Here is a 23399-nt window from a genome sequence, read left to right as displayed (position 1 = left end):
CTCACCGCAAAAACCTATTCAAAACTTATTCATATCGAGGCGCGGGGCGGCGTCACAAGCTCATCGGGGGAAAGGTCAGCTCAAATCAGGGTCGACATGACGCATGCGACGGCGTCGGGCAGCGTCGACACCCTGATGACGCCCGAGGGCGTCGGGCCCAGCCAGCCGAGGCCGCCGATGACGACCTGGCACGCGGGACGCACGTGGGGCAGGTCCGCGAGAGGGGCGGTGTCACCGGTGGCCGCCCGCTGCGACCAGACGAACACGGCCGCCGGGCCGAGCCGGCGCATCGCGTGCGCCAGCGCGCCGTAGGGGGTGCGGGCGCCGAGCACGCGGGTCTGCACGCCTCGTTCGGCGAGCGCGGCGGCCAGGGCGTGCACCGGCAGGCTGTGCTGCTCCTCCTCGGCGCAGGCCAGGAGCACGGGCCGGTCGTCCGCCCGCGGCGGCACGTCACCGGCGAGCCGGTGCAGCGCCGCCTGGAGGTGGCCGGACAGCAGGTGTTCGGCGTCGATGCCGGTTCCCGTCTCGTCCTGATCCCGGCAGACGGTGTCGAAGGCGGGCAGGACGAGGTGCTCCCACGTCCACACCACCCCCCGTGCCGACAGCGTCTCCTCGATCAGGCCGGAGACGGCGCGGCCGTCGAGCATGATCGCGGCACGGGCCAGCGCGGCGACGGCCGGCCGCGCCCCGGACCGCCCGCCCGTAGGCGGCGGCGTGGGGGAAGGCGCGGCGGAAAGTGTGGGGGAAGCGGGCGGCGGGGGCGTGTCCGGCAGCGACAGGGCGAGTCTGGCGGCCTCGGCCGGCACCAGCCCGGTGGCGATCAGGCGCTTCATCTCGGCCAGCCGCCGCACGTCGGCGGCGCCGTAACGGCGGTGGCCACCGGGGCTGCGGCGGCTGGGGCCCAGGCCGTAGCGCAGGTTCCAGGTGCGCAGGGTCGGCGCGGGGATGCCCAGGCGCCGGGAGACGGCCCCGATGCCGAACCCCGCGTCCCCTTCGCTGACCGGTGTGTCCTCGTCCATGGTGTTCCCGCTGCCGCTCGACGTGTCCGCCTATCTTTTCGTGATTACGGGGTCCTTGGGCGCAGGGCCGGGCGAGTCCGGCTCGATCCCCTTGTCCGGTGGCCGCCGTCGCGGGCCGGGTGCAACCGGGCGGGCTCCCGCCACGAAGGCTTTCATAGCGACAGAAGGAGCTGCGTGCATGGACACGGTGACCTCGCAGGCCGGGAACGCGCGTGAGCCGGACGCTCCGTCCACCGGGGAGGGCGTCCGATGAGTCCCGTGGTCGTCATCGGGGCCGGGCTGGGCGGCCTGGCGGCGGCCGTCCGTCTGGCGGCGGCCGGCCGTCAGGTCAGCGTGGTCGAAGCCCTCGGCGAGCCCGGCGGCTGCTGCGGCACCGCCCGGCTCGGCGCGTTCCGGTTCGACACCGGCCCGTCCGTTCTGACCATGCCCGGCGTGCTCGCCGAGGTCTTCGGCGCGGCCGGGCAGGAGCTGCGGCACTGGCTGCCGCTGCGCCGCCTGGACCCCTCCTACCGGCTGGTCTTCGACGACGGATCACGGCTGGACGTGCTGCCCGAGCGCGAGGCGATGGCCGAGCAGGTGCGGACGGTGTGCGGGCCCGCCGAGGCGGTGCGCTACGACCGCTACCGGCGGCTGCTCGACGAGCTGTTCCGGGTGGAGTGGCCGGTGTTCATCGACGCGGACATGAGCCGGCTGCGCGCCCTGGCCCGGCCGGCCGCGCTGCTCCGGCTGGCCCGGCTGGGCGGCTTCCGGCGGCTGGACAGCCTGGCCGCCCGGCACCTGCGGGACCCGCGGCTGATCAAGGCGCACACCTTCCAGTCCCTGTACGTGGGGCTCGCCCCGCAGCGCGCGCTCGGCATCTACGCCGTCATCGCCCACATGGACACCGTCGGCGGCGTGTACTTCCCCGAGCGCGGCGGCATGCACGCCATACCGGCGGCCATGGCGGCCCTGCTGGAGAAGCTGGGCGCGGACATCCGCTACGGCGCCCGCGCCGAGAAGGTCGAGACCGACTCCGACGGCGTCACCGGGGTCCTGCTGGCCGACGGCGAACGGCTGGCGGCGCGGCACGTGGTGGTGGCCTGCGACCGCCTGGCCGCCCGGCGGCTGCTGCCCGGCGCGGCGGCCGACTGGCGGTTGCGTCGCCCCCACCACTCCCCTTCCTGCCTGGTGCTGCACGTGGGCCTGGACCGTCCGCTGGACGGCCAGGCCCACCACACCCTCCATTTCGGACGCGCCTGGCGGGAGACCTTCACGGCGCTGGCGGCGGGCCGTCCGCAACCGGATCCCAGCCTGCTGATCACCCATCCCGAGCCGGACGGCGAGGCGGCCCCGGCCGGGCGGGCCACGCTCAGCGTCCTGGAACCCGCGCCCAACCTGCGGACCGCCGACTGGGACCGGTTGCGGCCGGAGCTGGAGAGGCGGCTGCTCGGCCGCCTGGCCGCGCTCGGCTACGGCGACCTCACGGACGCGCCCCGGCTGGTCCTCGACCCGCCCGCCTGGGCCGCGCGCGGGCACAGCGCGGGCACCCCGTTCGCGCTGGACCACCGCTTCACCCAGACGGCGTGGCTGCGGCCCTCGGCCGTCGCCCGGCGGGTGCCCGGACTGCACTTCGCCGGCATGTACACCGCGCCCGGCGTCGGGATCCCTCCGGTGCTGATCTCCGGCCGGCTCGCCGCCGAACGCATCCTGAAGGAGGCCCGTTGACGCTCACCGCCAGCTACGAACGCTGCCGCCGGCTCCACGCCCGCTACGGCCGCTCCTACTACCTGGCCACCCGGCTGCTGCCGCAGTGGAAACGACGGCACGTGCACGCCCTGTACGGCTTCGCCCGGTACGCCGACGAGATCGTCGACTCCTTCGCCATGACCGGCGACCGCGCCCGCGCCCTCGACGACCTGTCCGCCGAGGTCGAAGCGGGACTGGCCGGGACGGCGACCGGCGATCCGATGTTGCCCGCGTTCCTGCACACGGTGCACTCGTTCGGCATCGACCACGGCGACGTCCGCGCCTTCCTCGCCTCGATGCGCGCCGACCTGTCCGTACGGCGCTACGCGACCTACGACGACCTGCTGGGCTACATGTCGGGGTCGGCCGCCGCGATCGGCACGATGATGCTGCCGCTGCTGGAACCCGCGCCCGGCCACGAGGAACGGGCCCGCGAGCCCGCCCGCCAGCTCGGCCTGGCCTTCCAGCTCACCAACTTCCTGCGCGACGTCGCCGAGGATTTCGCGCGTGGCCGCGTCTACCTGCCGCTGGAGGACCTGGACAAGTTCGGCGTCGTGCCCGGCATGCTGGGCGAGCGGCGCGCCCGGCGGGCGGTGCGGGACCTGCTGGCCTACGAGGCCGGGCGGGCCCGCGACCACTACCGCGCCGCCGACCACGGGATCGGCCTGCTCGTCCCCTCCTCGCGGCCGTGCGTGCGCGCCGCCTTCGAGCTGTACGGCGGCATCCTCACCGAGATCGAGCGCCGTGGCTTCGACGTCCTGGCCGGGCGGGTGCGCGTGCCGCGCCGCCGCAAGGCCGCCGTCTTCGCCCGTCACCTGCTGGCCTCCGCCGGGTCGGGCAGGGCCGAGCGCCGCGTCCGGGTGGAGCTGCCGTGACCGGCGCGGCCCCCGTGGTCCTGGACGCGATGGGCGGCGACCACGGGCCCGCCGAGGTGATCGCGGGGGCGGTGCGGGCGCGCCGCGAACACGGCGTGCCCGTCGTCCTGGTGGGCCCGCGGGCGCGGCTGGGCGAGGAACTGCGGCGGCACGGCGCCACAGGGGAGATCGCGGTGGCCCACGCCGAGGACGCCGTGCCCATGACCGAGCGGGGGGCGGGCGCGACCGCGCTGACCGCCTCCAGCCTGGCGATCGGCTGTGAGCTGGTCGGACGGGGCGAGGGCGGGGCGCTGGTGTCGGCCGGATCCACCGGCGCGGTGGTCGCGTGCGCGGTGCGCGGCATCGGCCGGGCGGCCGGCGTGTTGCGGCCCGCGCTGGCCGTGGCGCTGCCGTCCCTGGCGGGCGGGGCGAGCGTGCTGGTGGACGCCGGCGCGATCGCCGACCCGAGTCCCGCCATGATGGCCCAGTTCGCGCAGCTCGGGGTGGCGTACGCGCGGGCCGTGCTCGCCGTGGAGGACCCGGTGGTGGGGCTGTTGTCCATCGCCGCGGAGCCGGGCAAGGGCAACCGGCTGGCCCGCCGGGCGGAGGAGCTGCTCGGCGGGCTGCCGGTGCGCTTCCACGGGCCCGTCGAAGGGCACGACGTCCTGGCCAGCACGGTGGACGTGATCGTCACCGACGGTTTCACCGGCAACGTCGTGCTCAAGAACGTCGAAGGCTGCGTGCGCACGGCGCTGACCATGGTCGCCCGCGCCGGCATCGCCTCCCCCGACCGGCTCGCCGAGGTGGCGGGCCGCTACGACCCGCGGACGCACGGCGGGGCCGTCCTGCTGGGCCTGCGCGGCACGGTCGTGGTCGCGCACGGCTCCTCGCGGGCGGCCACGATCGCCCGCGCCTGCGTGGTGGCCCACACGCTGGCGGGACGGGATCCGGCGGCCGGGATCGTGACGACGGCGGCGGCGGGATGAGCGGGTCAGCTCAGCGGGTCGCGCCCGTCCCAGGTGCCCTCGCTGGCGTAGGGCACGAAGCGGGCGAACAGCTCTTCGGCGTACCAGTCGTGTGCCCGTACCTGCTCGATGACCCGCCGGTGGGCCCGCCCCTGGTAGGCGAAGGCGCGTACGGCCCGCCGGTCGCGCCACAGCGAGAAGGTGGCCTGCCGGGCGAGCGGCCACTCCCCCATGCCGACGGAGGCCAGGCAACCGTCCTGCCGCCGCAGCAGCTCCTCGACCGGCCGGACCGACCGGTAGAAGGCGACCAGGCGCCTGGGCCGGATGGAGGCCCTGGTGAGCACCGCCACGGGGCCGGGTCCGCCGTCGTCCCGGGCCGTCACGCCGTCGAACGGGTCACGGCCGGCCCAGGCGCCGCGCGAGGCGAGCGGCGCCAGCCGGGTCTGCCAGTACTCCGACGACTCCGCCCGCCAGCGACAGGCGATCGGCGAGCTCCGCAGGAACTCCTCCAGGTCCTCCTCCCGGCGCCAGACGGCGAACAGCGCCCAGCGCCGCAGGTCGGCCCCCAGCGACATCGATCGGCCGCTGCCGGTGCCGAGCAGCCTCCAGAACCGCGGGCCCCCGGCGCGGCGCAGCAGCGGCCGGTCGAAGGCCATGTGCTTCATCGCCCCCCTGCCGCCGTACCGGACGAGGTGGAACGACGCGATGGTTGAGGTGCTCGTGTCGGTCGTCATCGGCTACCTGCTGGGCTCGGTGCCGGTCGCGGTCCTGACTGCGCGGGCGCACGGCGTCGATCCACGCGACGTCGGAGACCGCAACCCGGGGTACTGGAACGTCAAGGAGCAGCTCGGGCGGCGGGCGGGCGTACCGGTCTTCGCGGGCGACACGCTGAAGGGCGCTCTGGCCGCCCTGGCGGGGCTGCTGGTCGGCGGCGGCCACACCGCCGCCTTCGGCGTGGTCTCCGGGACGAGCGTGGCGCCGGTGTACGCGGCCGTGGCGGCGTCCATGGCGGGGCACGCCTGGCCGTTGTTCGCCGCGTTCCGGGGCGGGCGTTGCGTGCTGACCTTCGCCGGCGGGGTCGCGGTCATCTGCCCGCCGGCGTTCGCGCTGGCCGTGGTGGCGCTGGCGCCGGCGGCGCTGGTGACGCGGTCGTTCGCGGCGGGCGCGCGGCTGGCGGTGTTCGGGATCCCGCTGTTGCAGCTGCTGTTCATGCCCGCCGAGCTGGTGGCGGCCACCGGTGGGCTGATGTGCCTCATCGGGCTCCGCTTCGGGCAGGCCGCGCTGGCCGGCCGCCGCTGACCTCGCCGTAGGTGCGTCCGCGCCATCTGCGCACCGGCCGTACGGTGGCCTGCGTCAGCCGGAACGCGGCCGCCGGGTCCAGCAGCGGCGACAGCAGCAGCCCCGCGCCGGGCCGCCGGTAGCTGCCCCGCAGCGCGGCGGCCAGCGACACGCGCAGCGCCACCAGCGCCAGGTCCAGGCCGGTCGGCCGGCCCGACGCCAGCCGCAGGACGGGCAGCGCCGCCGTCAGCCAGACGACCGCCAGGTCGGCCGCCTGCCATCCGGGGCCGGTCACGTCGGCCAGCGGCAGCGAACGCCCCCACTCGCGCCACAGCTCGCCCGCCGAGTCGTGCATGTCGACCTCCAGCAGGCCGCCCGCGTCGAGGAAGCCCACCGACCAGCCTTGTCCGGCCAGGCGGCGGGCCAGCGCCACGTCGTCGGTCATCCGGTCACGGACGAGCGCGAAGCCGTCCGCCTCGGTCATCCGGGCCCGCCGGAAGGCCATGCACTGGCCGTTGGCGATGGCCCGGTGCGGCGGCGGGGGGCTCGGCGGGCCGACGGGGCCGAAGCGGTAGACCAGGGTCGCCAGCATCGAGGCGTGCAGGGCCTGCTCCAGCGCGCCGTCGCAGATGAAGCGGGGGCCGGCGCTGACCAGGTCGTACCGGTCCAGGGTGGCGGCCAGCGCCCCGAACAGGCCGGGCGCGGGCCGGACGTCGGCGTCCAGCGTGACCACCACGCCGGACCGGGCGGCGGCCACCCCCTGGCGCAGCGCCCACTGTTTTCCCACCCATCCGGGCGGCAGCGGCCCGGCGGGGACGACGGTGGCGCCCAGCGACGCGGCCAGCTTCGCCGTGCCGTCGCGGGAGCCGTCGTCCACGACGATCACCTCGCGGACGGCGGGGGCGGCCAGCGCGGCGCGCAGGCACGGCCCGATCCTGGCCTCCTCGTTCCGCGCGGGGATCACCACGGAGACCGGCTCGTCCGCGGCCGGACGCGGCAGGAGCGCGGGCAGCCGCCGCCGTCCCCGGGCGAGCCGGGCCACCACGACGGCCGCCGCCGCGACCTGCGCGACGGTGAGCGCGGCCCGGACCGGCCTCAACGGGAACCGCCCGCGAGGACGCGGGCCGCCCGCGAGGTCCCGGGCCGACGGCCTCACCGCGGGCCGCCCGCGAGGTCCCGGGCCACCAGGCCGGCCACGATGCGGGCGCCGAGCGTCACCATCGGCAGACCTCCGCCCGGGTGGGCCGAGCCGCCCACCAGGTACAGCCCGCGCCGCGGCCCCCGGTTGCCCGGCCGGGCGAAGGACGCCAGCCTGCCGCGGTAGGCGCTGCCGTAGATCGCGCCACCCCACGCGCCGTAACGGTCCCGCAGGTCCGCCGGGGTGAAGACGTCGACGAAGCGCAGCCGGCCCGCCAGGTCGCAGCCGCGCCCGGCCAGCCGCTCCAGCACCAGGTCCCGGTACGCCTCGACCCCGATCCCCCATCGCGCCGGATCACGGGCGGGCACGTTGACCAGCATCGTCCAGTTCTCCGCCACCGCCGGGGCCTGGGAGGCGTCGTCCACCGCCGAGCAGCCGACGTAGACCGTCGGATCGAGGGGCGGACGCCGCCGGTCGAAGATGTCGGCGAACTCCCGTTCGTGGTCGGCCGAGAACAGCACCGAATGATGCGGCAGACCGGGCGTGCGCCCGTCCACCCCGGCCAGCAGCAGGAACGCCGAGGAGGAGGGCCCGAGCCGGGCGATCCGGCGCAGCCGCCGCCGGTCCGGGGACAGGCGTCCGTACAGGGCGGCGGCGTCGGTGTTGGCCACCACGACGTCGGCCCGCACGCCGCGTCCGCTCGCCAGCCGTACGCCGGTGACCCTGGACGCGTCGGCCTCGACGGCGGCGACGGGCTCGGACAGGAAGATCTGCACTCCGGCGGCCTTCAGCAGCAGCGCCAGGTCGTCGGCCAGCCGGGCCAGGCCGCCGGGCGCGTACCAGACGCCCTGCCCGTGTTCCAGCGCCGGGACGCAGCCCAGCGCGGCCGGCGCACGGTACGGGCTCGATCCCGCGTACGTGGCATAGCGCCCGACATACTGGCGAAGCCGGGCATCTCGGAAGTAGCGCCGCGCCAGCCCGGCCAGCGTGCGCGTGGGGGCCACCGCCGTCAGGTCCGACAGGCGCGGCCTTCCCTGACGCCGGATCGGCGGCCCGGCGAACACGGTCCGCTCCGCCGCCCGCAGACAGCCTTCGGCCCAGGCGTGAAAGGCCGACCAGGCCCGTCCCTCCCCCGGTGCCAGCCGTTCCACCTCGGCGGCCATCCGCCCCGGATCGCGGTGGGCGTCCAGGACCGTGCCGTCGGCGAACCGGTAGCGGCACAGCAGCGCCGGCTCGACCAGTTCGCGGTCGAGCCCCAGCTCGCGCAGCACCCGCGGCATGGTGAGCAGCGACGGGCCGAGGGAGAAGGTGAAGCCGTCACGCCGATGTTCGGCCAGCTTGCCGCCCAGCCGCGGCGACTGCTCGTACAGCCGCACCTCGTGCCCCTGACGGGCCAGCAGCAGCGCGCACGCCATGCCGCCCACCCCGCCGCCGATCACCGTGACTTCGGCCATGACCGCCTCCAGGCCGGCGCGGCGAACGCGCCCATCGTGATCCCTCCGGCGGCGGCGACCAGGGGGTCGGGCGGCTCGAACACCGCCGCGAAGCCCACCGTCTCCATCACCGCCATGACCGTGTAGAGCGCGAGCAGCCCGCGCGCCGGGGCGGTGGCCCCGGCGATCCGCCCGACGGCCACCATGACCAGCGCCGACACCAGCAGCCAGCCCGCGAAGTTGCTCAGCGGCACGCCGCGGTAGAAGCCCTCACGCGCCCACGTCCACATCCCGAGCCGGACCATCTGGGGGTCGAGGAACAGGTCCCACGCCGTCAGCGCGCCCGCGCCCGCGCACACCCGGGCCACCCCTCCGGACGGCACCACCGCCACGGCCACCGCGTACGCCGCCAGCCCCATGCCGCCCCACGCCAGCACCACCACCACGGGGACACCGGCCACCTGCGGCCACAGCGCCTGGCTGTAGCTGTAGGAGCCGAACGGGAATCCGGTCAGCAGCCCGGCCAGTTCGGCGGCGTACCCGGTCAGCGCCGCCGCGGCGAAGGCCGCCGCCGCCCTGGCCGCCCCCCAGGTGTCCGCGGCGAAGGCCACGGCGCACGTCGCCAGCAGCACGACGATCACTCCGGTGAGCCGTTCGGGCCGCGCGTCCAGCCCCGACGCCACCTGGCAGCCGATCATGGACAGCACCGACAGCACGCCGAGCGCGCGTGCCGGCCTCGGGGCCGCACCCGTCACCTGCCGGCCCGGTGTCCGTTCCACATACCTGGTTTTCGCACGTGCCGCGTCCGGGGTTGCACGTCCCCGGCCGGACCGCGAGCCGGGTACGGGGATGAAGCGGGTTCTTTGTGCCTTTCCCGGCCCACGACAGGTGTCGGCTTGAAATGCTGGGACCGTGAGGCGGCGTACGAAGGCATGGTGGCTCCGGGCGGGCGTGGCGATCGGGATGGTCCTGCTGATCGCCGCCGCGCTGCGGTTGTGGACGCGGTATCCCGGCGACGTCGACCCGGTCGGCGGGGGGTTCGCGCTCATCGGAACCGGCATCGCCGTGATCTCCTGGTGGCAGGCGCAGCGGGTGGCCGACACCGACGTCCAGGCGGCCGGGATCCTGCTGGCCCGGCGGGTGCTGGCCGAGGAGCGGGCCCAGCGGGCACAACTGCTGGGCGGCAAGGGCAGCGACGCCGTCATCGACGTCGACTTCACCTTCCACCCCACCGGCGGTTCCGTCTCCGCTCCGCCGAGCGGCAACCTGACAAAGGTGGCCGCCTACTTCCGCGGCCTGCGGGAGCCGCGACGGTTCGTGATCGCCGGAGTGGCGGGGTCGGGCAAGACCGTCCTCGCGATCGAGTTGATCCTGAAACTGCTCGGCGGCAGGCAGCCCGACGACCGCATCCCGGTGCGGATCTCCGCGACCAGCCTGGATCCGGACGTACCGGTGAGGGAGCTGCTCGCCCGGCACCTGACCGCGACGTACGGGCTGAAGCCGGCGACCGCGCGCACGCTCGTGGAGGCGGAGAAGATCCTGCCCGTCGTCGACGGGCTCGACGAGATGGACGAGACCGACGAGCCGGGCTACGGGTCGCGGGCCGCCCGGGCGCTGCGCGCGCTGGAGGACTACGAGCACGGGCCGGACCGCTGCAGCCTGATCGTGACCTGCCGCACCGACCAGTACGACGCCCTGGTCGCCGACCGGGCCGTCCCCCGCGGCGTCGTCCGGGTCGACGTGGACAAGGTGCTCACCGACAAGGCGTGGCGGTTCATCCAGGCGGTCACCGACCAGGAGGACCCGGACCGCTGGCGGCCGGTGCTGGACGCGCTGACCCGCGACGGCCACGTCCTGGCCGAGGCGCTGAACACGCCGTGGCGGCTGACCCTGGCGGTCAGCGTCTACGAGGAACGCGATCCGCTCACCGGGCGTTACGTGCGCTCCCCCGAGGTCCTCACGGAGTTCGCCGACCAGTCGTCCGTACGGGAGCACCTGCTCGGCCTGTTCATCCCCGCCCGCCTGGCCGCGACGGACCCGGCGGGCAGGGGGCCCGGCGCCGAGCGGACGCACGCCTGGCTGGCCGTCCTGGCCGGTTACCTGCGCGGGAACGCGGGCCGGCCGCCGTTCCACGGGCGCGTGTTGTCCGGCACCGACCTGGTTCTGCACCAGTTGTGGCCGCTGGCGGGGGATCGCCCGCGGGTCATCGGCGCGCTGGTGGCCCTGGCGACCTGTCTTCCCGGGATCGGCGTGGTCGTCGCCGCCGCGGTCCTGGTGTTCTCGCAGATGGACGTCGTGGACGGCCGGCTGTCGGGCGCGGCGGTGGGCGCGCTCATGATTCTCTGGCTGCCCGGCGCGGTGTCGGTGGGCCTGCTGGCGGAGCCGTACAGGGCCTGGCGGGAGGTGTGGTCCACGGCGGACGAGGCCGGCTTCCGCCGGTTGCGCCGCGTACGTGACCGCAGGAGGGCCGTCGTGGAGGGCGTGCTCGCCGCCCTGTGCGGCTGCCTGGCGGGCGCGGCGGTCATCATGGAGTTCGACACCGCCCTCCCGCTGTGGGTGCCGGTCGTCTTCGGCGTCCTGTTCGGGATCGGGATGGCGAGCGGGAGGAGCGGGGAGAACGGGTACGCCGGTTCCTGGGACGGCGCCGACCCCAGGGCGATCATCCGCGACGACGTCGTCTCGACCCTGGTGGCCGCGCTCACCTTCGGTCCCGGATTCGGGTTCATCCTCGGGATCTGGTTCGCGGAGCTGCTGGAGGGGCTGTCGGTCGTCACGGCGGCCACCGCGAGCGCGGTGTTCGGCATGTCCCTGGTGGCGTCCTGGTCACCGTTGCTGGCGCGCCGCTACCTGGGGTTCCTGCTGTCCACGCGCGGCCGGCTGCCGTGGCGGCTCGGACGGTTCCTGCACCGGTGCTACGACGCGGGGCTGCTGCGGATCTCCGGGGTCGCCTACCAGTTCCGTCACCGCGAGCTCCAGGACTATCTGGCCGAGCACCCCACACCTCCGATAAATCCGACAAACGAGCACATACATGCACATACGGAGATAAGATGACCCAAGCCTTCCCTCTCCCCCGGAGAAGACGCCATGCGAAAGACCGTCCACATCCGTCCCATTGACGACCGCGTGGGGCACGAGGAGTCCCCGCAGTGCGCGTGCGGCCCCGCCCCGCAGGAGGTCTACCTCCAGGCGGACGAGCGGGTCATCGGCACCATCTACCGCCATCACCCCCTGGTCCCCTGCCAGGAATGGGAAGCCTCCTGACCATCCGCGCCTGCGCCGCACGCCGACGATGACCATCGCCTGCGTCGCAGGGGATGCTCTTTCTTGAGGCTCTCCTTGCCCTCATCGAAGACGGCCGAGGGCAGGACGGTCTCATGGCAGACCTTCCTTTTCAGGATCGAACGGACTTCGAGCACGCCGATCGCGGCTTCATCGCCAAGCTGACCCCCGGCGTGGTCAGGACGTCCGACGGCGAGGTCGTCTGGGACAACGACGCCTACGACTTCCTGGCCGGCGACTGCCCGCAGACCGCTCATCCGAGCCTGTGGCGGCAGGCGCAACTGTGCGCCCGGCAGGGCCTGTACGAGGTGACCGACGGCGTCTACCAGGTGCGCGGCCTGGACCTGTCGAACATGACCCTCGTGGAGGGCGACACGGGCGTCATCGTCATCGACCCGCTGGTCTCCGCCGAGTGTGCCGCCGCCGCGCTCCGGCTCTACCGCGACCACCGCGGCGACCGCCCGGTCACCGGGGTCGTCTACACCCACAGCCACGTGGACCACTTCGGCGGCGTACGCGGCGTCACCGACGGGAACGTGCCGATCCTGGCCCCCGCCCACTTCATGGAGCACGCCGTCGCGGAGAACGTCTACGCCGGCAACGCCATGAACCGCCGCGCCCTGTACATGTACGGCCAGCGGCTCCCCCGGTCCCCGGAAGGCCAGCTCGGCTGCGGGCTGGGCATGGGCACCTCGCAGGGCACCGTCTCGCTCATCCCGCCGACCGTGGACATCACCCGTACCGGGCAGGAGGAGACGGTCGACGGCGTACGCGTCGTCTTCCAGCTCACCCCCGGCACCGAGGCGCCCGCCGAGATGAACTTCCTCTTCCCCGACCGCCGTGCCCTGTGCCTGGCCGAGAACGCCACCCACAACCTGCACAACGTGCTCACCCTGCGCGGCGCGGTGGTCCGCGACGCCCGTGTCTGGGCCCGCTACCTGACCGAGGCCGTCGAGCTCTTCGCCGACCGGGCCGACGTCGCCTTCGCCTCCCACCACTGGCCCACCTGGGGCAGGGACGACATCGTCACCTTCCTGTCCCAGCAGCGCGACCTGTACGCCTACCTGCACGACCAGACCCTCCGCCTGCTCAACCAGGGCCTGACCGGCGCCGAGATCGCCGAGGTCATGCAGGTGCCGCCCGCGCTGGAGCAGGTCTGGCACACCCACGGCTACTACGGCTCGGTCAGCCACAATGTCAAGGCCATCTACCAGCGCTACCTGGGCTGGTTCGACGGCAACCCCGCCCACCTGTGGGAACACCCGCCCATCGAGCAGGCCCGCCGCTACGTCGAGTCGTTCGGCGGCACCTCGGCCGTGGTGGGGCTGGCCGACCGCTACATCGAGGAAGGCGACCTGCGCTTCGCCGCGACCCTGCTCAACCACGTCGTGTACGCCGACGAGAACGACGCCTCGGCCCGCAGGCTCCTGGCCCGCGTCTACACCCGCCTCGGCCAGGGCGCCGAGAACGCGACCTGGCGCAACTTCTACCTCACCGGCGCGGGCGAGCTGAAGAACGGCCCCTCACCGGGCTCCACCAGCACCACCACGCCGGACATGCTCAGCGCGCTGTCCAGCGAGCAGATCTTCGACTCCCTGGCCATCCGGGTGAACGGCCCCCATGCCTGGAACGAGCGCTTCGCCATCGACTGGCACCTCACCGACTTGGACGAACGCCACCGGACCACGATGTCCAACGGCGCCCTCGTCCACCAGAAGTCACCCACGGGCAACGGAGCCGACCTGACGCTGCGGCTGACCCGGCAGCGCCTGCTCGCCCTGCTCGCCGGTGACGGCGACGGGCCGGGCCACGGGCTTGACCACGACGGGATCGACCACGACGGTGACCTGACCGTCCTGCGCCGCCTGACCTCCGTGCTGGAGGAGCCCAAGCCCGACTTCGCCATCGTCACACCCTGAAACCGCAACCGCAGGAGATCCGCAATGAGCAACCTGATCGCCATCGCCTACCCCGACGTCCAGACCGCCATGTCCGTACGCGACCGCCTCGCGCAGATGCAGAAGGAGAACCTGCTCAAGCTGGAGGACGCCGCCGTCGTCGAGCGCAAGCGGGACGGCAAGATCAAGCTGCACCAGGCCACCAGCACGGCGGGCATGGGCGCGGCCGGCGGCGCCCTGTGGGGCGGCCTCATCGGCCTGCTGTTCCTCATGCCCCTGCTCGGCATGGCGCTCGGCGCGGCGGGAGGGGCCGTCGGCGGCGCGCTCACCGACACGGGCGTCGACGACGACTTCATGCGCGAGCTGGGCACCAAGCTCGAACCCGGCACCGCCGCCCTGTTCCTCCTGGTCGTCCAGAGCACCCCCGACAAGGTGATCCCGGAGATCGCCCAGTACGGCGGCCACATCCTGCAGACCTCGCTCAGCCACGAGCAGGAGGAGCAGCTGCGCGCCACCGCCCAGGCCGCCAGGACCGGCGCGTAGCCACCGGCCCCGGCGGGACGCCGCCGGTCCCGGCTCACGGGGAACGGATCAGGCCCCTCTTCGAGGCCGCGGCGACGGCCGCAGTGCGGGAGTCCACGTCCAGCTTGGTGTAGATGTGCGCCAGGTGGGTCTTGACCGTGGTCTCGCTGAGGAACATCGCCTTGCTGATCTGCCGGTTCGACAGGCCGGCGGCGACGTGCCCGAGGACCTCCAGCTCGCGCGGGCTGAGCGTGGCGTCGGGAGCGCGGACCCGGCCCAGCAGGCGTGAGGCCACGCTCGGCGCCAGGGCGCTGGCTCCCGCGGCGGCCGACCGGATGGCGGCGTGCAGGTCCTCCGACGGGGCGTCCTTGAGCAGGTAGCCGGTCGCTCCCGACTCGATGGCGGCCACGATGTCGGCGTCGGTGTCGAACGTCGTGAGCACCAGGACCCGGGGCCCGCCCAGGGCCACGATCCGGCGGGTCGCCTCGCTGCCGTGCATGCCCGCCCCCAGCTGGAGGTCCATCAGGACGACGTCGGGGGCGAGCGTGGCGGCCAGCTCCACGCCCTGCTCCCCCGTGGCGGCCTCGCCGGCCAGGTCGAAGTCGGGCTGCCCGGCGAGCATGGCGCGCAGGCCGGAACGGACGACGGGATGGTCGTCCACCAGGACGATCCGGATCACGGTCCCTCCAGGGGCGGCAGCGGCAGGGTGGCCACGACGGCCGTGCCCTCGCCGGGGGCCGACTCCACGGTGAGGCTGCCGCCCAGGGCGCTGACCCGCTCGCGCATCGCGCGCAGGCCGAAGCCGGCCGAACGTCCGGGATCGAAGCCCCGGCCGTCGTCGTACACGTCAAGCATGACCACGTCATCCAGGTACGTGAGGGTCACCCCGGCGTGACCGGCTCCGGAGTGGCGGCTGACGTTGCCCAGGGCGCCCTGGGCGATGCGCAGCAGCGTGGCGTCGTAGTCGGCGGGCAGCGGCGCCGGGATGCCGGAGATCTCGAAGCGCGCCCGGATGGGCGTGCCCGCCACGGCGGAGTCGCTGGTCCTGCGCAGCGCCGCGATCAGCGACGCGTGTTGCAACGCCGGAGGAGCCAGGCCGCGGACGAAGTTCCGGGCCTCCTCCAGGTTCTCCTTGGCCGCGTCCGCCGCCTCGGCGATGCGGCGCTCGGCGGCCGGGAGGTCTTCCGCCAGGTCCCGCCGGGCCGCGCGCAGGAGCAGGATGATGCTGGACATGCCCTGCGCCAGCGTGTCGTGGATCTCCCTGGCCAGGCGTTCCCGCTCGGCCAGCCGTACGGCGTCGCCCTCCGCCTTGAGCAGTTTCCCCCGCGTGCGGACCAGGTCGTCGATCAGCAGGCGGCGCTCCTCGCTCTCGGCGTGCAGCGCCTTGTAGACCATCGCCATCAGGGTGGCCACCGCCGCGCCGATCGTCGGGCCGATGACCAGGGAGGCGGTCAGCCGGCCCTCGTGCCAGGCGGCGGCCAGGACGGCCGCGACGGTCAGCGCCACCACGCCCGGCAGCGCGACCGCCAGGGGCAGGAGGTGGAGGTAGGCGAAGAAGAGCGGGAAGGCCAGCCAGACGAACTGCGGCGCGGCCAGGGCCAGCACCGCCCATCCGACCGTGGTCAGCACCAGCCAGACCCGGCCCAGCCGCAGGTGCGTCGGCCCGCCGAAGTGCGGCAGCCGCCCTTCGATCACGATGCCCGCCAGGTAGAGAGCCCCGAGGAGCGCTCCGCCCAGCACCAGCTCGTACCGCCCCTTCCCGGCGACGCCGGCCAGCGCGATCACCAGGAGGATCGCGAACGTGCCGTGCACGGTCCATCGGAGCAGCCGGAGGGCGGGCGGGAACGGATAGTCAGACATCTCTTACAAAGCGTATGCGACTGCCTCGCGTCCCAAATCGTCCGAAAGAAGTATTCGGGGCGGACCGCATGCACGATGCGCGCGTGAACCGGGCACCCGCACGCTGGGGAACGTCAATGTGACCTTCAACCGCAACGGGGGATGCGCCGTGTTCGTGGCGCTCAGAGACCTGCGCTTCGCGAAGGGACGGTTCGCTCTCATGGGCGCCGTCGTCTTCCTCATCACCCTCCTGGTGACCATGTTGTCCGGCCTGACCGCCGGGCTGGCGCGGGAGAACATCTCGGCCGTGGAGAGCCTGCCCGCCGGGCACCTCGTCTTCGCCGGCGGCGGGAAACCCGCCTTCGCCGACAGCCGCGTCACCGACCGGACCTGGCAGGAGTGGCGGCGGGTGGCCGGCGACTCCGTCGAGCGGCTGGGCGTGTCCATGTCCAGGCTCGGCTACGGCGGCGACCAGAGCGCGGGGGTGGCGCTGTTCGGCGTCCAGCCGGGCGGCGTCCTCGCCCAGGGACGGCCCGTGGACACGGGGAGGATCGTCCTGTCCGCCGCGCTCGCCGCCGACACCGGGGTGGGCACCGGTGACACGGTCCGGATCGCCGGCAAGGACTTCACCGTCTCCGGCGTCGGCGGCGAGGCGTCCTACAGCCACACCCCCGTCGTCTGGCTCGGCATCGGCGACTGGGAGTGGATGGGCCGCCAGGGCGGCGCGGACACCGTGGCGACCGTCCTGGCACTGCCCGACGACGGCGCCGATCGCCTGGCGTCGTCTCCCGGCGGCACGGACGGCCTGGCCGCGGCCGACGTCCGGATCGGCACCACGACGGTCCCGCTGTCCGACGCGCCCGCCGCGATCGGCTCGTTCTCCTCCGAGAACGGCTCCCTCCAGCTCATGCGCGGCTTCCTGTTCGCCATCTCGGCCCTGGTCATCGGGGCCTTCTTCACCGTCTGGACGATCCAGCGGCGCGGCGACGTCGCCGTGCTCAAGGCTCTGGGCGCGAGCTCCGGCTACCTCCTGCGGGACGCGCTGGCCCAGGCGGTCATCGTGCTGCTGGGCGGCGCGGGCGTCGGCGGCCTGCTCGGCGCGGGTCTCGGGGCGCTGGCCGAGGGGACCGTCCCGTTCGTGTTGTCGGTGACCACCACCGTCGTGCCGGTGGCCGTGATGGTCGTCCTCGGGGCGGCCGGAGCCGCGCTGGCCATCCGCAAGATCACCTCTGTCGACCCGCTGACCGCCCTGGGAGCCTCCCGATGACCCTCAAGCTCACCGACGTCGTCCTGACCTACCCCGACGGGGACCGTACGCTGACCGCGCTCGACCACGTGAGCCTGGCCGTCGCGCCGGGCGAGTTCACCGCGGTGGTCGGCCCGTCCGGCTCGGGCAAGTCCAGCCTGCTCGCCGTCGCCGCCACTCTGATCACTCCCGCGGCGGGCGACGTGGTCATCGCCGGGCAGGACGTCTCCCGCGCCGGCCAGGCGATCCGCACCAGGGTGCGCCGGGACCACATCGGCATCGTGTTCCAGCAGGCCAACCTGCTGCCCTCGCTCACCGCGCTCGACCAGCTCCTGGTGATGGCGCACCTGGCCGGCGAATCCCCCCGCGGCGCGGCCTCGCGGGCGCGGGAGCTGCTGCTCGCCGTCGATCTGGGCGGCAAGGAGCACAAGCGCCCGCACCAGTTGTCCGGGGGCGAGCGCCAGCGCGTCAACATCGCCCGCGCGTTGATGAACTCCCCCGAGGTCCTGCTCGTGGACGAGCCGACCAGCGCGCTCGACCACCACCGGGGCGAGCGGATCGTCTCCCTGCTGGCCGATCTCACCAGGAAGAACGACCTGGCCACCGTCATGGTCACGCACGACCTGGCCACCCTGGCGAAGGCGGACACCGTCCTGACCATGGACGACGGCAGGCTCGGCGAAGGCGCCGCCACCCGGGTCGCCTGATCCGGGGGCGCCGGGCCCTTCCCCGGCGTCCGGCCGGGTCAGCCGCGAGGGGTGAACTGGTCCAGGTCGTAGATGCCGAGCGCCTTCTCGATGTCGGCCACCTGCCCGACCACGCCGGTGAAGCCGGCCGCGCCGAAACGGCGGTGCTCCTCGTCCTCGAACGTCTCCGCCAGCTCGGTGAACTTCTCGGGCGGGATCACGTCCCGCATGGCGGGGAAGACCACGGTGTCCTCGCGGGCTTCGTGGGGCTCGTACATGCGGATGAAGGCGGCCATGTCGGCGGCCAGGCCGCGGCGGGCCACCTGGGGGGTGGGTCTGGCGGTGGCGTCCAGGATGCGGCCGGTCAGGACGCGTCCGCGCCGGTGCTGCCGGATCAGGACGGGGACGACGTCGGTGAGCTTGCCCGCCTTGACCAGGGGCGGGAAGACGTACCGCTCTTCGAGCTGCTCGTGGTACTGCTCGATGAAGGTGCGGATGATGCCGGCTCCGGCGTGCAGGGGCCGTACCGGCACCTGCTCTCCCGCGCCGATCCGCCGGACGCCTTCCCGGTAGATCAGCAGGACGCGTTTGAGCACTCCGTGCTCGCGCATGAGATCTTCGGGCGGCGTGACCGGCACTTCCCGCTCGGGGCCGGGGGCGGTGGTGGCCGTGGTGGGCGTGGTGGGCGTGGCGGCCGGGGTGGCCGTGGTGGCACTGCGGGCCTGTCCCTCGGTGTCGCAGCCGGTCAGCACCGCCGAGCCGCAGGCCAGGGCGACGGGCATGGCCAGCATCTCGCGACGGCGCACGCTCGGTGGCATGCGGCCTTCGCGCGTTTCGTCCCTCATGGTCAGCCCCCGTTCCCCAAGGTGGTGTTGCCCGTCCGCCGGTGTTCCGACGCGGATGCCCAGGTAATCCTTGCTTCTACCCGAAAGTTTCATATTTTCCTTGACAATTTTCGGCGCGCTTCACACACTGAGTCCCCGAGGCGATCTTGTCCCTTGACTCGCACACGGAGGCTCAGGCATGAGCGTCAACGCCCTGTCCCCACCAGCCACCCGCCGACGCCGCCGGACGCTGATCACAGCGGCCGCCGCGCGGAGCGGCGCCGACCGGCAAGGGCGACTCGTCCGGTGAACGGCGGCACCCCCGGCACGTGCGACCTTCCGTCGGCGTACCGCTGGAGCTCGACCGGCGCGCTGGCGACCCCGAAGTCCGGCTGGGTCTCCCTCAAGGACTTCACCGTCGCCCCCTACAACGGCAGGCACCTCGTCTACGCCACCACCCACGACACCGGGACGAAGTGGGGCTCGATGAACTTCAGCCCCTTCACCAACTGGTCCGACATGGCCTCGGCGAGCCAGAACGCCATGTCATCGGGCACCGTCGCGCCCACACTGTTCTACTTCGCCCCGAAGAACATCTGGGTACTCGCCTACCAGTGGGGCGGAACCGCCTTCTCCTACCGCACCTCCAGCGACCCCACCAACCCCAACGGCTGGTCAGCCCAGCAGACACTGTTCTCCGGCAGCATCTCCGGCTCCGGCACCGGCCCCATCGACCAGACCCTCATCGGCGACGACACGACCATGTACCTGTTCTTCGCCGGCGACAACGGCAAGATCTACCGGGCCACCATGCCCATCGGGAACTTCCCCGGCAGCTTCGGCACCACCTCGACCGTGGTCATGAGCGACACGACGAACAACCTGTTCGAAGCCGTCCAGGTCTACAAACTCCAGGGCCAGAACCGCTACCTCATGCTCGTCGAGGCGATCGGCGCCCAAGGCCGCTACTTCCGCTCCTTCACCGCCACCAGCCTGAACGGCACATGGACACCACAAGCCGCCACCGAGGCCAACCCCTTCGCCGGAAAGGCCAACAGCGGCGCCACCTGGACCAACGACATCAGCCACGGCGAACTGATCCGCACCAGCGCCGACCAGACCTTCACCGTGGACCCCTGCAACCTCCAACTCCTCTACCAGGGACGCAGCCCCAGCTCCGGCGGCGACTACGGCCTCCTGCCCTACCGGCCGGGCCTGCTGACACTCCAGCGCTGACGGCGTGACGGGGCCGGGAACGGGCCTCCCCGAGGTTCCCCGGAAAGGCCGGGAACGGGCTTTCCCGAGGTTCCCCGGAAACCCGTCGTGGGCGGGCTCGGCGCAAGGCCGGGCCCGCCCACGTCAGCTACGGCCGGTGTCGCCGCTCGCTGTGGCCGGTCCGCCCGCATGCGTCGGGCGGCCGGCGGAGGCTGTCATTCCCATCGTCCGCCGGGGTGCGCCCACGGCGGCAGGTCCTGGCAGCCGAAGGCCGATTTGTCGCAGTCCTCGTGCCAGTCCGGGTGCGGCTCGCAGTGACCCCAGTACGGCTGCTCCTTGTGGCAGTGCCCGGGGTGCGTCGGCGTCGGCGTCGGCGTCGGCGTCGGCTTCGGCGTGGGCGTTGGCTTCGGGGTCGGCGTGGGCGTCGGAGTCGGCGTCGGAGTCGGCGTGGGTGTCGGCGTGGGTGTCGGCGTGGGTGTCGGGGTCGGGGTCGGGGTCGGGGTCGGGGCGGGTGGGCGGTTGTAGACGGTGCAGCTGACGGCCGCGTCGCTCGGCACCTCGACCGTGAAGCCGAGCCCGCCGCTGTTGGTCACCGGCACCTCGATGTCGGTGTCGATCTCGCGGCAGACCGCGTTCTGCCCGCCCTGCGTGACCAGGGTGTGATCGGGGTGCTGCGTCTCGGTGACGGTGACGTCGGCCGAGGCCGCCTCGTTGAACGTGAGGTCGAAGTTGACCGACCCCGTGCCGTCGTCGATCGTCGACTCGGTGGCCGGCAGCCCGCCGATGCCCGGTGTGTCGGTCTCGGCGCCGAACTCCCAGCCGGCGCCGGCCGGGGTGGCGCCGGTGACGTCCTCACCGGTGTTGCCGGGCGGGACGATCTGCTTGATCACCGACAGCGACCCCTGGCACTGGGCCCGGACGATCTCCCGCAACGCCTGCCCGGCGGCGGCGTAGTCGCTGGTCTGGAAGTAGTCGGCGGCGACCGCGTTGGTGCCGTCGAAGGCGGTGGTGCCCGAGATGGCGCGCAGGTTGAGCGCGGTCAGGCCGGTCACGCCGTTGCCGACGCCGACGGCCAGGACGCGGGTGCCCTTGGCCTTGACCGCGTTGGCGGAGAAGATCCCGGCCTCCACCTCGGCGATGCGGGTGTTACTGCCGTCGCCGAGCAGGCTGTCGTAGTAGGTGGGGTTGCCGTCGGTGAGCACCACCAGCAGGTCGTAGCGCGGCGCCGCCTCGGCGACCGCCGCCAGGCCGCGGTCCCAGTTGGTGCCGCTGCCGAGCTGCCAGTCGGCGTACAGGCTCTTGAACGCGTCGGCGCCCGCCTCGGTGGACACCGGCATGAGCTCGGGATTGTTCGTGGTGCCGGCGCTGGGCGAGCCGCGGTCGAACGTGAACAGCGCCATCCGCGACGGCGTGCCGGTCAGCGCGTCGGTGAAGGTGTCGGCGGCCTCCTTCAGGTCGGGCAGCGCGCTGCCCACCGAGGCCGACAGGTCGAGCAGCAGCGCGACGTCGAGGCCGCAGGTCAGATCGGGCTGGGGGTTGACCCGTGACTGCTGCCAGATCCCGGTCGAGGCGGTGGCGTCCCCGCGGGTGTTGTTGATCATGAAGTCGCGGGTGGAGCTGTACGTGGTGTCGCTCTCCAGCGCGGGGGTCTGGAAGACGTACGGCGTGGCGACGGAGTTGGACCCGCTGCCCCGGCCGGTGCGCAACTCGGGGTTGGTGTACCAGCCGCCGGGGGCGGAGATCTGCTTGACGTAGAAACGCGCGCCCTCGTTGGCGCCGCCCGGCGCCGTGTCGGGGACGACGAAGCTGCAGTCGCCGTCGTCGTCCGACACGCACACGCCCCAGTCGCCGTCGACCGGGGTGGTGGCGTCGGGGCCGGTGAACAGGCCGAGCTCGACCCCGGCCAGCGGGCCCACCGCGGTGTCGCCGATCCGGTCACCGCCGGTCTTCACCGTCACCACCGACGTGTCCGGCGACGGGTCGGGCACGACCAGAGGGGACGACGGGACCGCGAGCAGCCCCGCACACAACACCTTCGCCATCCTGGTGGCGACTATACGAACACTCTTCATCTTCCCCCCTGGGCGAACAGATCACTACGGACTGTAACCAGAGGTGGATCAAGGAACGCTTCCGCCGTTTCCGGCGACGCGGGCAATGCGAACCGCAGCTTGAGCCGCGCTTGACCCAGGCCGGGCCCCCGCCGTCAGCCCCTCGTACGGTCGGTGATCCAGCGGGCGGCGAGCAGGCCGGAGACGGCGGTGAGCACGGCGCCGGCGACGACCGTGGCGCCGAGCCCGAGCGCGTCGGCCAGGACACCGGCGACGAGGGCTCCCGCGGCGTAGCCGATGTCGCGCCAGAAACGGTAGGCGCCCAGGGCGTTGGCACGCCAGGCGGGATGGGCGTGGTCGGAGACGGAGGCGATCAGGGCGGGGTAGACCATGGCGGTGCCGAGCCCGAGGGCGACGGCGGACAGGCCCCCGGCGAGCAAGGGGGTGTCCAGCAGGGCGAGCGCGAGGAGCAAACCTGCGGCCTGGACGAGCATGCCGGTGACGATGAGGGGTTTGCGGCCGACGCGGTCGGCGAGGTGACCGGCCGGGATCTGGCCGATGCCCCACAGGAGCGGGTACAGCCCCTTGATCAGCCCGACGGCGGCCAGCCCCAGGCCGTGGTCGGTGAACAGGAGGGGGAAGACGCCCCAGGTGAGGCCGTCGTTGAGGTTGTTGACGAGGCCGGCCTGGCTGACGCCGCGCAGCGAACGGTCGCGCCAGGAGGTGCGGGCGAACACGGCCGCCGGGCCCGGGGTCCCACCGGCGGCCAGGGGCCGGGGATGCCGGTCGAGTTCGAGGGCCACATGGGCGGCGGTGTCGCGGACGACCAGGGCCAGCGCCAGGCCGGCCGCGACGAAGACGACGCCGACGAGCTCGGGGACGGGACGCAGGCCGTAGCCGGTGGCGAGGTAGCCGGTCAGCAGGGCGGTGGCGCCGACGGCGGTGTACCCGGCGGCCTCGTTGAGGCCCGTGGCGAGACCGCGCCGGGCGGGCCCGACCAGGTCGATCTTCATGTTGACGGTCATCGACCAGGTCAGGCCCTGGTTGAGGCCGAGCAGGACGTTGGCGGCCACGATCCACCCCCAGGAGGGCGCCCAGGCCAGGACGAAGGGGACGGGGATCCCGATCAGCCAGCCGGCGACGAGGAGCCGCTTGCGGCGGAACCGGGCCGTCAGGGCGCCGGCGGCCAGGTTGGTGAACGCCTTGGTGAGGCCGAAGGCGACGATGAAGGAGAAGACGGCGAGGTCGCTGGTCAGGCCGAAGGTGTGGGCGCCGATGAGCGGCACGGTGGTGCGTTCGAGACCGACCAGGCCGCCGACGGCGACGTTGACGACGACCAGCAGGGAGAACTGGAGCGCGTTCACCCGAAGCCCGAGGCGTACGGGCGGCCGGCCGGTCGGGGCGGGCGCGGGGTTGGTCTTCAC

21 protein-coding genes are annotated in these 23399 nt (G+C 73.4%); 11 read left to right on the top strand and 10 right to left on the bottom strand.

Going from position 1 to position 23399, the window contains the following annotated elements:
• Nucleotides 1-80 precede the first annotated feature (80 nt).
• Complete coding sequence (locus ACIHAD_RS20825) at nt 81-1019, bottom strand: MerR family transcriptional regulator (protein WP_397356154.1); 939 nt, start codon at nt 1017-1019, stop codon at nt 81-83.
• 249 nt (nt 1020-1268) lie between these two features.
• On the opposite strand from ACIHAD_RS20825, the gene ACIHAD_RS20820 reads away from it, so the two are divergent.
• From ACIHAD_RS20820 to ACIHAD_RS20810, 3 genes are read left to right on the top strand one after another with little or no spacing between them, the layout of a single operon-like run.
• A complete protein-coding gene (locus ACIHAD_RS20820; protein WP_397356153.1) occupies nt 1269-2723 on the top strand; it encodes a phytoene desaturase family protein in 1455 nt (484 codons plus the stop codon).
• Nucleotides 2720-3619 (top strand): phytoene/squalene synthase family protein, encoded by a 900-nt coding sequence (locus tag ACIHAD_RS20815; protein WP_397356152.1) that lies wholly within the window; start codon nt 2720-2722, stop codon nt 3617-3619. Before ACIHAD_RS20820 ends, ACIHAD_RS20815 begins: the two co-directional genes overlap by 4 nt.
• Entirely contained in the window at nt 3616-4584 is a 969-nt protein-coding gene (locus ACIHAD_RS20810; RefSeq protein WP_397356151.1) for a phosphate acyltransferase, read from the top strand. Before ACIHAD_RS20815 ends, ACIHAD_RS20810 begins: the two co-directional genes overlap by 4 nt.
• A gap of 5 nt (nt 4585-4589) precedes the next feature.
• Here the strand turns inward: ACIHAD_RS20810 and ACIHAD_RS20805 are convergent, their stop codons facing one another.
• Nucleotides 4590-5297 carry a spheroidene monooxygenase gene (locus tag ACIHAD_RS20805; protein WP_397356150.1) on the bottom strand — a complete coding sequence of 236 codons (708 nt, stop codon included), beginning with the start codon at nt 5295-5297 and terminating at the stop codon, nt 4590-4592.
• On the opposite strand from ACIHAD_RS20805, the gene ACIHAD_RS20800 reads away from it, so the two are divergent.
• A complete protein-coding gene (locus ACIHAD_RS20800; protein ID WP_397356149.1) occupies nt 5269-5862 on the top strand; it encodes a glycerol-3-phosphate acyltransferase in 594 nt (197 codons plus the stop codon). The two genes, ACIHAD_RS20805 and ACIHAD_RS20800, sit on opposite strands and share 29 nt — an antisense overlap.
• On the opposite strand, the gene ACIHAD_RS20795 is transcribed toward ACIHAD_RS20800, so the two are convergent.
• Genes ACIHAD_RS20795 through ACIHAD_RS20785 form a run of 3 tightly spaced genes read right to left on the bottom strand, consistent with a single transcriptional unit; the run spans nt 5816 to nt 9191 of the window.
• On the bottom strand, nt 5816-6940 hold the full coding sequence (locus tag ACIHAD_RS20795) for a glycosyltransferase (RefSeq protein WP_397356148.1): 1125 nt from the start codon (nt 6938-6940) through the stop codon (nt 5816-5818). The two genes, ACIHAD_RS20800 and ACIHAD_RS20795, sit on opposite strands and share 47 nt — an antisense overlap.
• A 53-nt stretch (nt 6941-6993) precedes the next feature.
• The gene (locus ACIHAD_RS20790; protein WP_397356146.1) at nt 6994-8433 is read right to left on the bottom strand and encodes a phytoene desaturase family protein; all 1440 of its coding nucleotides are present in this window, start codon (nt 8431-8433) and stop codon (nt 6994-6996) included.
• Complete coding sequence (locus ACIHAD_RS20785) at nt 8415-9191, bottom strand: carotenoid biosynthesis protein (protein WP_397356145.1); 777 nt, start codon at nt 9189-9191, stop codon at nt 8415-8417. The genes ACIHAD_RS20790 and ACIHAD_RS20785 overlap by 19 nt, the downstream gene beginning before the upstream one ends.
• A gap of 133 nt (nt 9192-9324) precedes the next feature.
• On the opposite strand from ACIHAD_RS20785, the gene ACIHAD_RS20780 reads away from it, so the two are divergent.
• The 4 genes from ACIHAD_RS20780 to ACIHAD_RS20765 all read left to right on the top strand — a co-directional run bounded on the left by ACIHAD_RS20780 (nt 9325) and on the right by ACIHAD_RS20765 (nt 14135).
• Nucleotides 9325-11466 (top strand): NACHT domain-containing protein, encoded by a 2142-nt coding sequence (locus ACIHAD_RS20780; RefSeq protein ID WP_397356144.1) that lies wholly within the window; start codon nt 9325-9327, stop codon nt 11464-11466.
• 33 nt (nt 11467-11499) lie between these two features.
• A complete protein-coding gene (locus tag ACIHAD_RS20775; protein WP_397356143.1) occupies nt 11500-11676 on the top strand; it encodes a hypothetical protein in 177 nt (58 codons plus the stop codon).
• A 113-nt stretch (nt 11677-11789) separates the two neighbouring features.
• Complete coding sequence (locus ACIHAD_RS20770) at nt 11790-13613, top strand: alkyl/aryl-sulfatase (protein WP_397356142.1); 1824 nt, start codon at nt 11790-11792, stop codon at nt 13611-13613.
• 24 nt (nt 13614-13637) lie between these two features.
• Nucleotides 13638-14135 carry a DUF1269 domain-containing protein gene (locus tag ACIHAD_RS20765; protein ID WP_397356141.1) on the top strand — a complete coding sequence of 166 codons (498 nt, stop codon included), beginning with the start codon at nt 13638-13640 and terminating at the stop codon, nt 14133-14135.
• A 34-nt stretch (nt 14136-14169) separates the two neighbouring features.
• On the opposite strand, the gene ACIHAD_RS20760 is transcribed toward ACIHAD_RS20765, so the two are convergent.
• Nucleotides 14170-14793, bottom strand: coding sequence for a response regulator (locus ACIHAD_RS20760; RefSeq protein ID WP_397356140.1), 624 nt, complete (start codon nt 14791-14793; stop codon nt 14170-14172).
• Nucleotides 14790-15974: a sensor histidine kinase gene (locus ACIHAD_RS20755; RefSeq protein WP_397356139.1), complete on the bottom strand. Its 1185-nt coding sequence runs from the start codon at nt 15972-15974 to the stop codon at nt 14790-14792. Before ACIHAD_RS20755 ends, ACIHAD_RS20760 begins: the two co-directional genes overlap by 4 nt.
• 148 nt (nt 15975-16122) lie before the next feature.
• Here ACIHAD_RS20755 and ACIHAD_RS20750 point away from each other — a divergent pair, with 148 nt between their 5' ends.
• Together ACIHAD_RS20750 and ACIHAD_RS20745 are read left to right on the top strand one after the other, a co-directional pair.
• Complete coding sequence (locus ACIHAD_RS20750; RefSeq protein ID WP_397356372.1) at nt 16123-17220, top strand: ABC transporter permease; 1098 nt, start codon at nt 16123-16125, stop codon at nt 17218-17220.
• Entirely contained in the window at nt 17217-17906 is a 690-nt protein-coding gene (locus ACIHAD_RS20745) for an ABC transporter ATP-binding protein (RefSeq protein ID WP_397356138.1), read from the top strand. The genes ACIHAD_RS20750 and ACIHAD_RS20745 overlap by 4 nt, the downstream gene beginning before the upstream one ends.
• 38 nt (nt 17907-17944) lie before the next feature.
• Here the strand turns inward: ACIHAD_RS20745 and ACIHAD_RS20740 are convergent, their stop codons facing one another.
• Nucleotides 17945-18730 carry a hemerythrin domain-containing protein gene (locus tag ACIHAD_RS20740; RefSeq protein ID WP_397356137.1) on the bottom strand — a complete coding sequence of 262 codons (786 nt, stop codon included), beginning with the start codon at nt 18728-18730 and terminating at the stop codon, nt 17945-17947.
• A gap of 285 nt (nt 18731-19015) precedes the next feature.
• Between ACIHAD_RS20740 and ACIHAD_RS20735 the strand changes: the two genes are divergently transcribed.
• Complete coding sequence (locus tag ACIHAD_RS20735) at nt 19016-19945, top strand: non-reducing end alpha-L-arabinofuranosidase family hydrolase (RefSeq protein WP_397356136.1); 930 nt, start codon at nt 19016-19018, stop codon at nt 19943-19945.
• 194 nt (nt 19946-20139) lie between these two features.
• Here the strand turns inward: ACIHAD_RS20735 and ACIHAD_RS20730 are convergent, their stop codons facing one another.
• Complete coding sequence (locus ACIHAD_RS20730; protein WP_397356135.1) at nt 20140-21996, bottom strand: vWA domain-containing protein; 1857 nt, start codon at nt 21994-21996, stop codon at nt 20140-20142.
• 134 nt (nt 21997-22130) lie between these two features.
• The gene (locus ACIHAD_RS20725) at nt 22131-23399 is read right to left on the bottom strand and encodes an MFS transporter (RefSeq protein ID WP_397356134.1); all 1269 of its coding nucleotides are present in this window, start codon (nt 23397-23399) and stop codon (nt 22131-22133) included.

The sequence above is a fragment of the Nonomuraea sp. NPDC052265 genome, assembly GCF_044547985.1.
Lineage (GTDB): Bacteria > Actinomycetota > Actinomycetes > Streptosporangiales > Streptosporangiaceae > Nonomuraea.
This window is presented reverse-complemented; position numbering and strand designations above follow the sequence as displayed.

What these genes read in the sequence shown, in the direction of transcription:
- ACIHAD_RS20825 (WP_397356154.1), bottom strand. Translation starts at nt 1,019, where the DNA reads ATGGACGAGGACACACCGGTCAGCGAAGGGGACGCGGGGTTCGGCATC.
- ACIHAD_RS20820 (WP_397356153.1), top strand. Translation starts at nt 1,269, where the DNA reads ATGAGTCCCGTGGTCGTCATCGGGGCCGGGCTGGGCGGCCTGGCGGCG.
- ACIHAD_RS20800 (WP_397356149.1), top strand. Translation starts at nt 5,269, where the DNA reads ATGGTTGAGGTGCTCGTGTCGGTCGTCATCGGCTACCTGCTGGGCTCG.
- ACIHAD_RS20805 (WP_397356150.1), bottom strand. Translation starts at nt 5,297, where the DNA reads ATGACGACCGACACGAGCACCTCAACCATCGCGTCGTTCCACCTCGTC.
- ACIHAD_RS20790 (WP_397356146.1), bottom strand. Translation starts at nt 8,433, where the DNA reads ATGGCCGAAGTCACGGTGATCGGCGGCGGGGTGGGCGGCATGGCGTGC.
- ACIHAD_RS20775 (WP_397356143.1), top strand. Translation starts at nt 11,500, where the DNA reads ATGCGAAAGACCGTCCACATCCGTCCCATTGACGACCGCGTGGGGCAC.
- ACIHAD_RS20770 (WP_397356142.1), top strand. Translation starts at nt 11,790, where the DNA reads ATGGCAGACCTTCCTTTTCAGGATCGAACGGACTTCGAGCACGCCGAT.
- ACIHAD_RS20765 (WP_397356141.1), top strand. Translation starts at nt 13,638, where the DNA reads ATGAGCAACCTGATCGCCATCGCCTACCCCGACGTCCAGACCGCCATG.
- ACIHAD_RS20755 (WP_397356139.1), bottom strand. Translation starts at nt 15,974, where the DNA reads ATGTCTGACTATCCGTTCCCGCCCGCCCTCCGGCTGCTCCGATGGACC.
- ACIHAD_RS20745 (WP_397356138.1), top strand. Translation starts at nt 17,217, where the DNA reads ATGACCCTCAAGCTCACCGACGTCGTCCTGACCTACCCCGACGGGGAC.
- ACIHAD_RS20740 (WP_397356137.1), bottom strand. Translation starts at nt 18,730, where the DNA reads ATGAGGGACGAAACGCGCGAAGGCCGCATGCCACCGAGCGTGCGCCGT.
- ACIHAD_RS20730 (WP_397356135.1), bottom strand. Translation starts at nt 21,996, where the DNA reads ATGAAGAGTGTTCGTATAGTCGCCACCAGGATGGCGAAGGTGTTGTGT.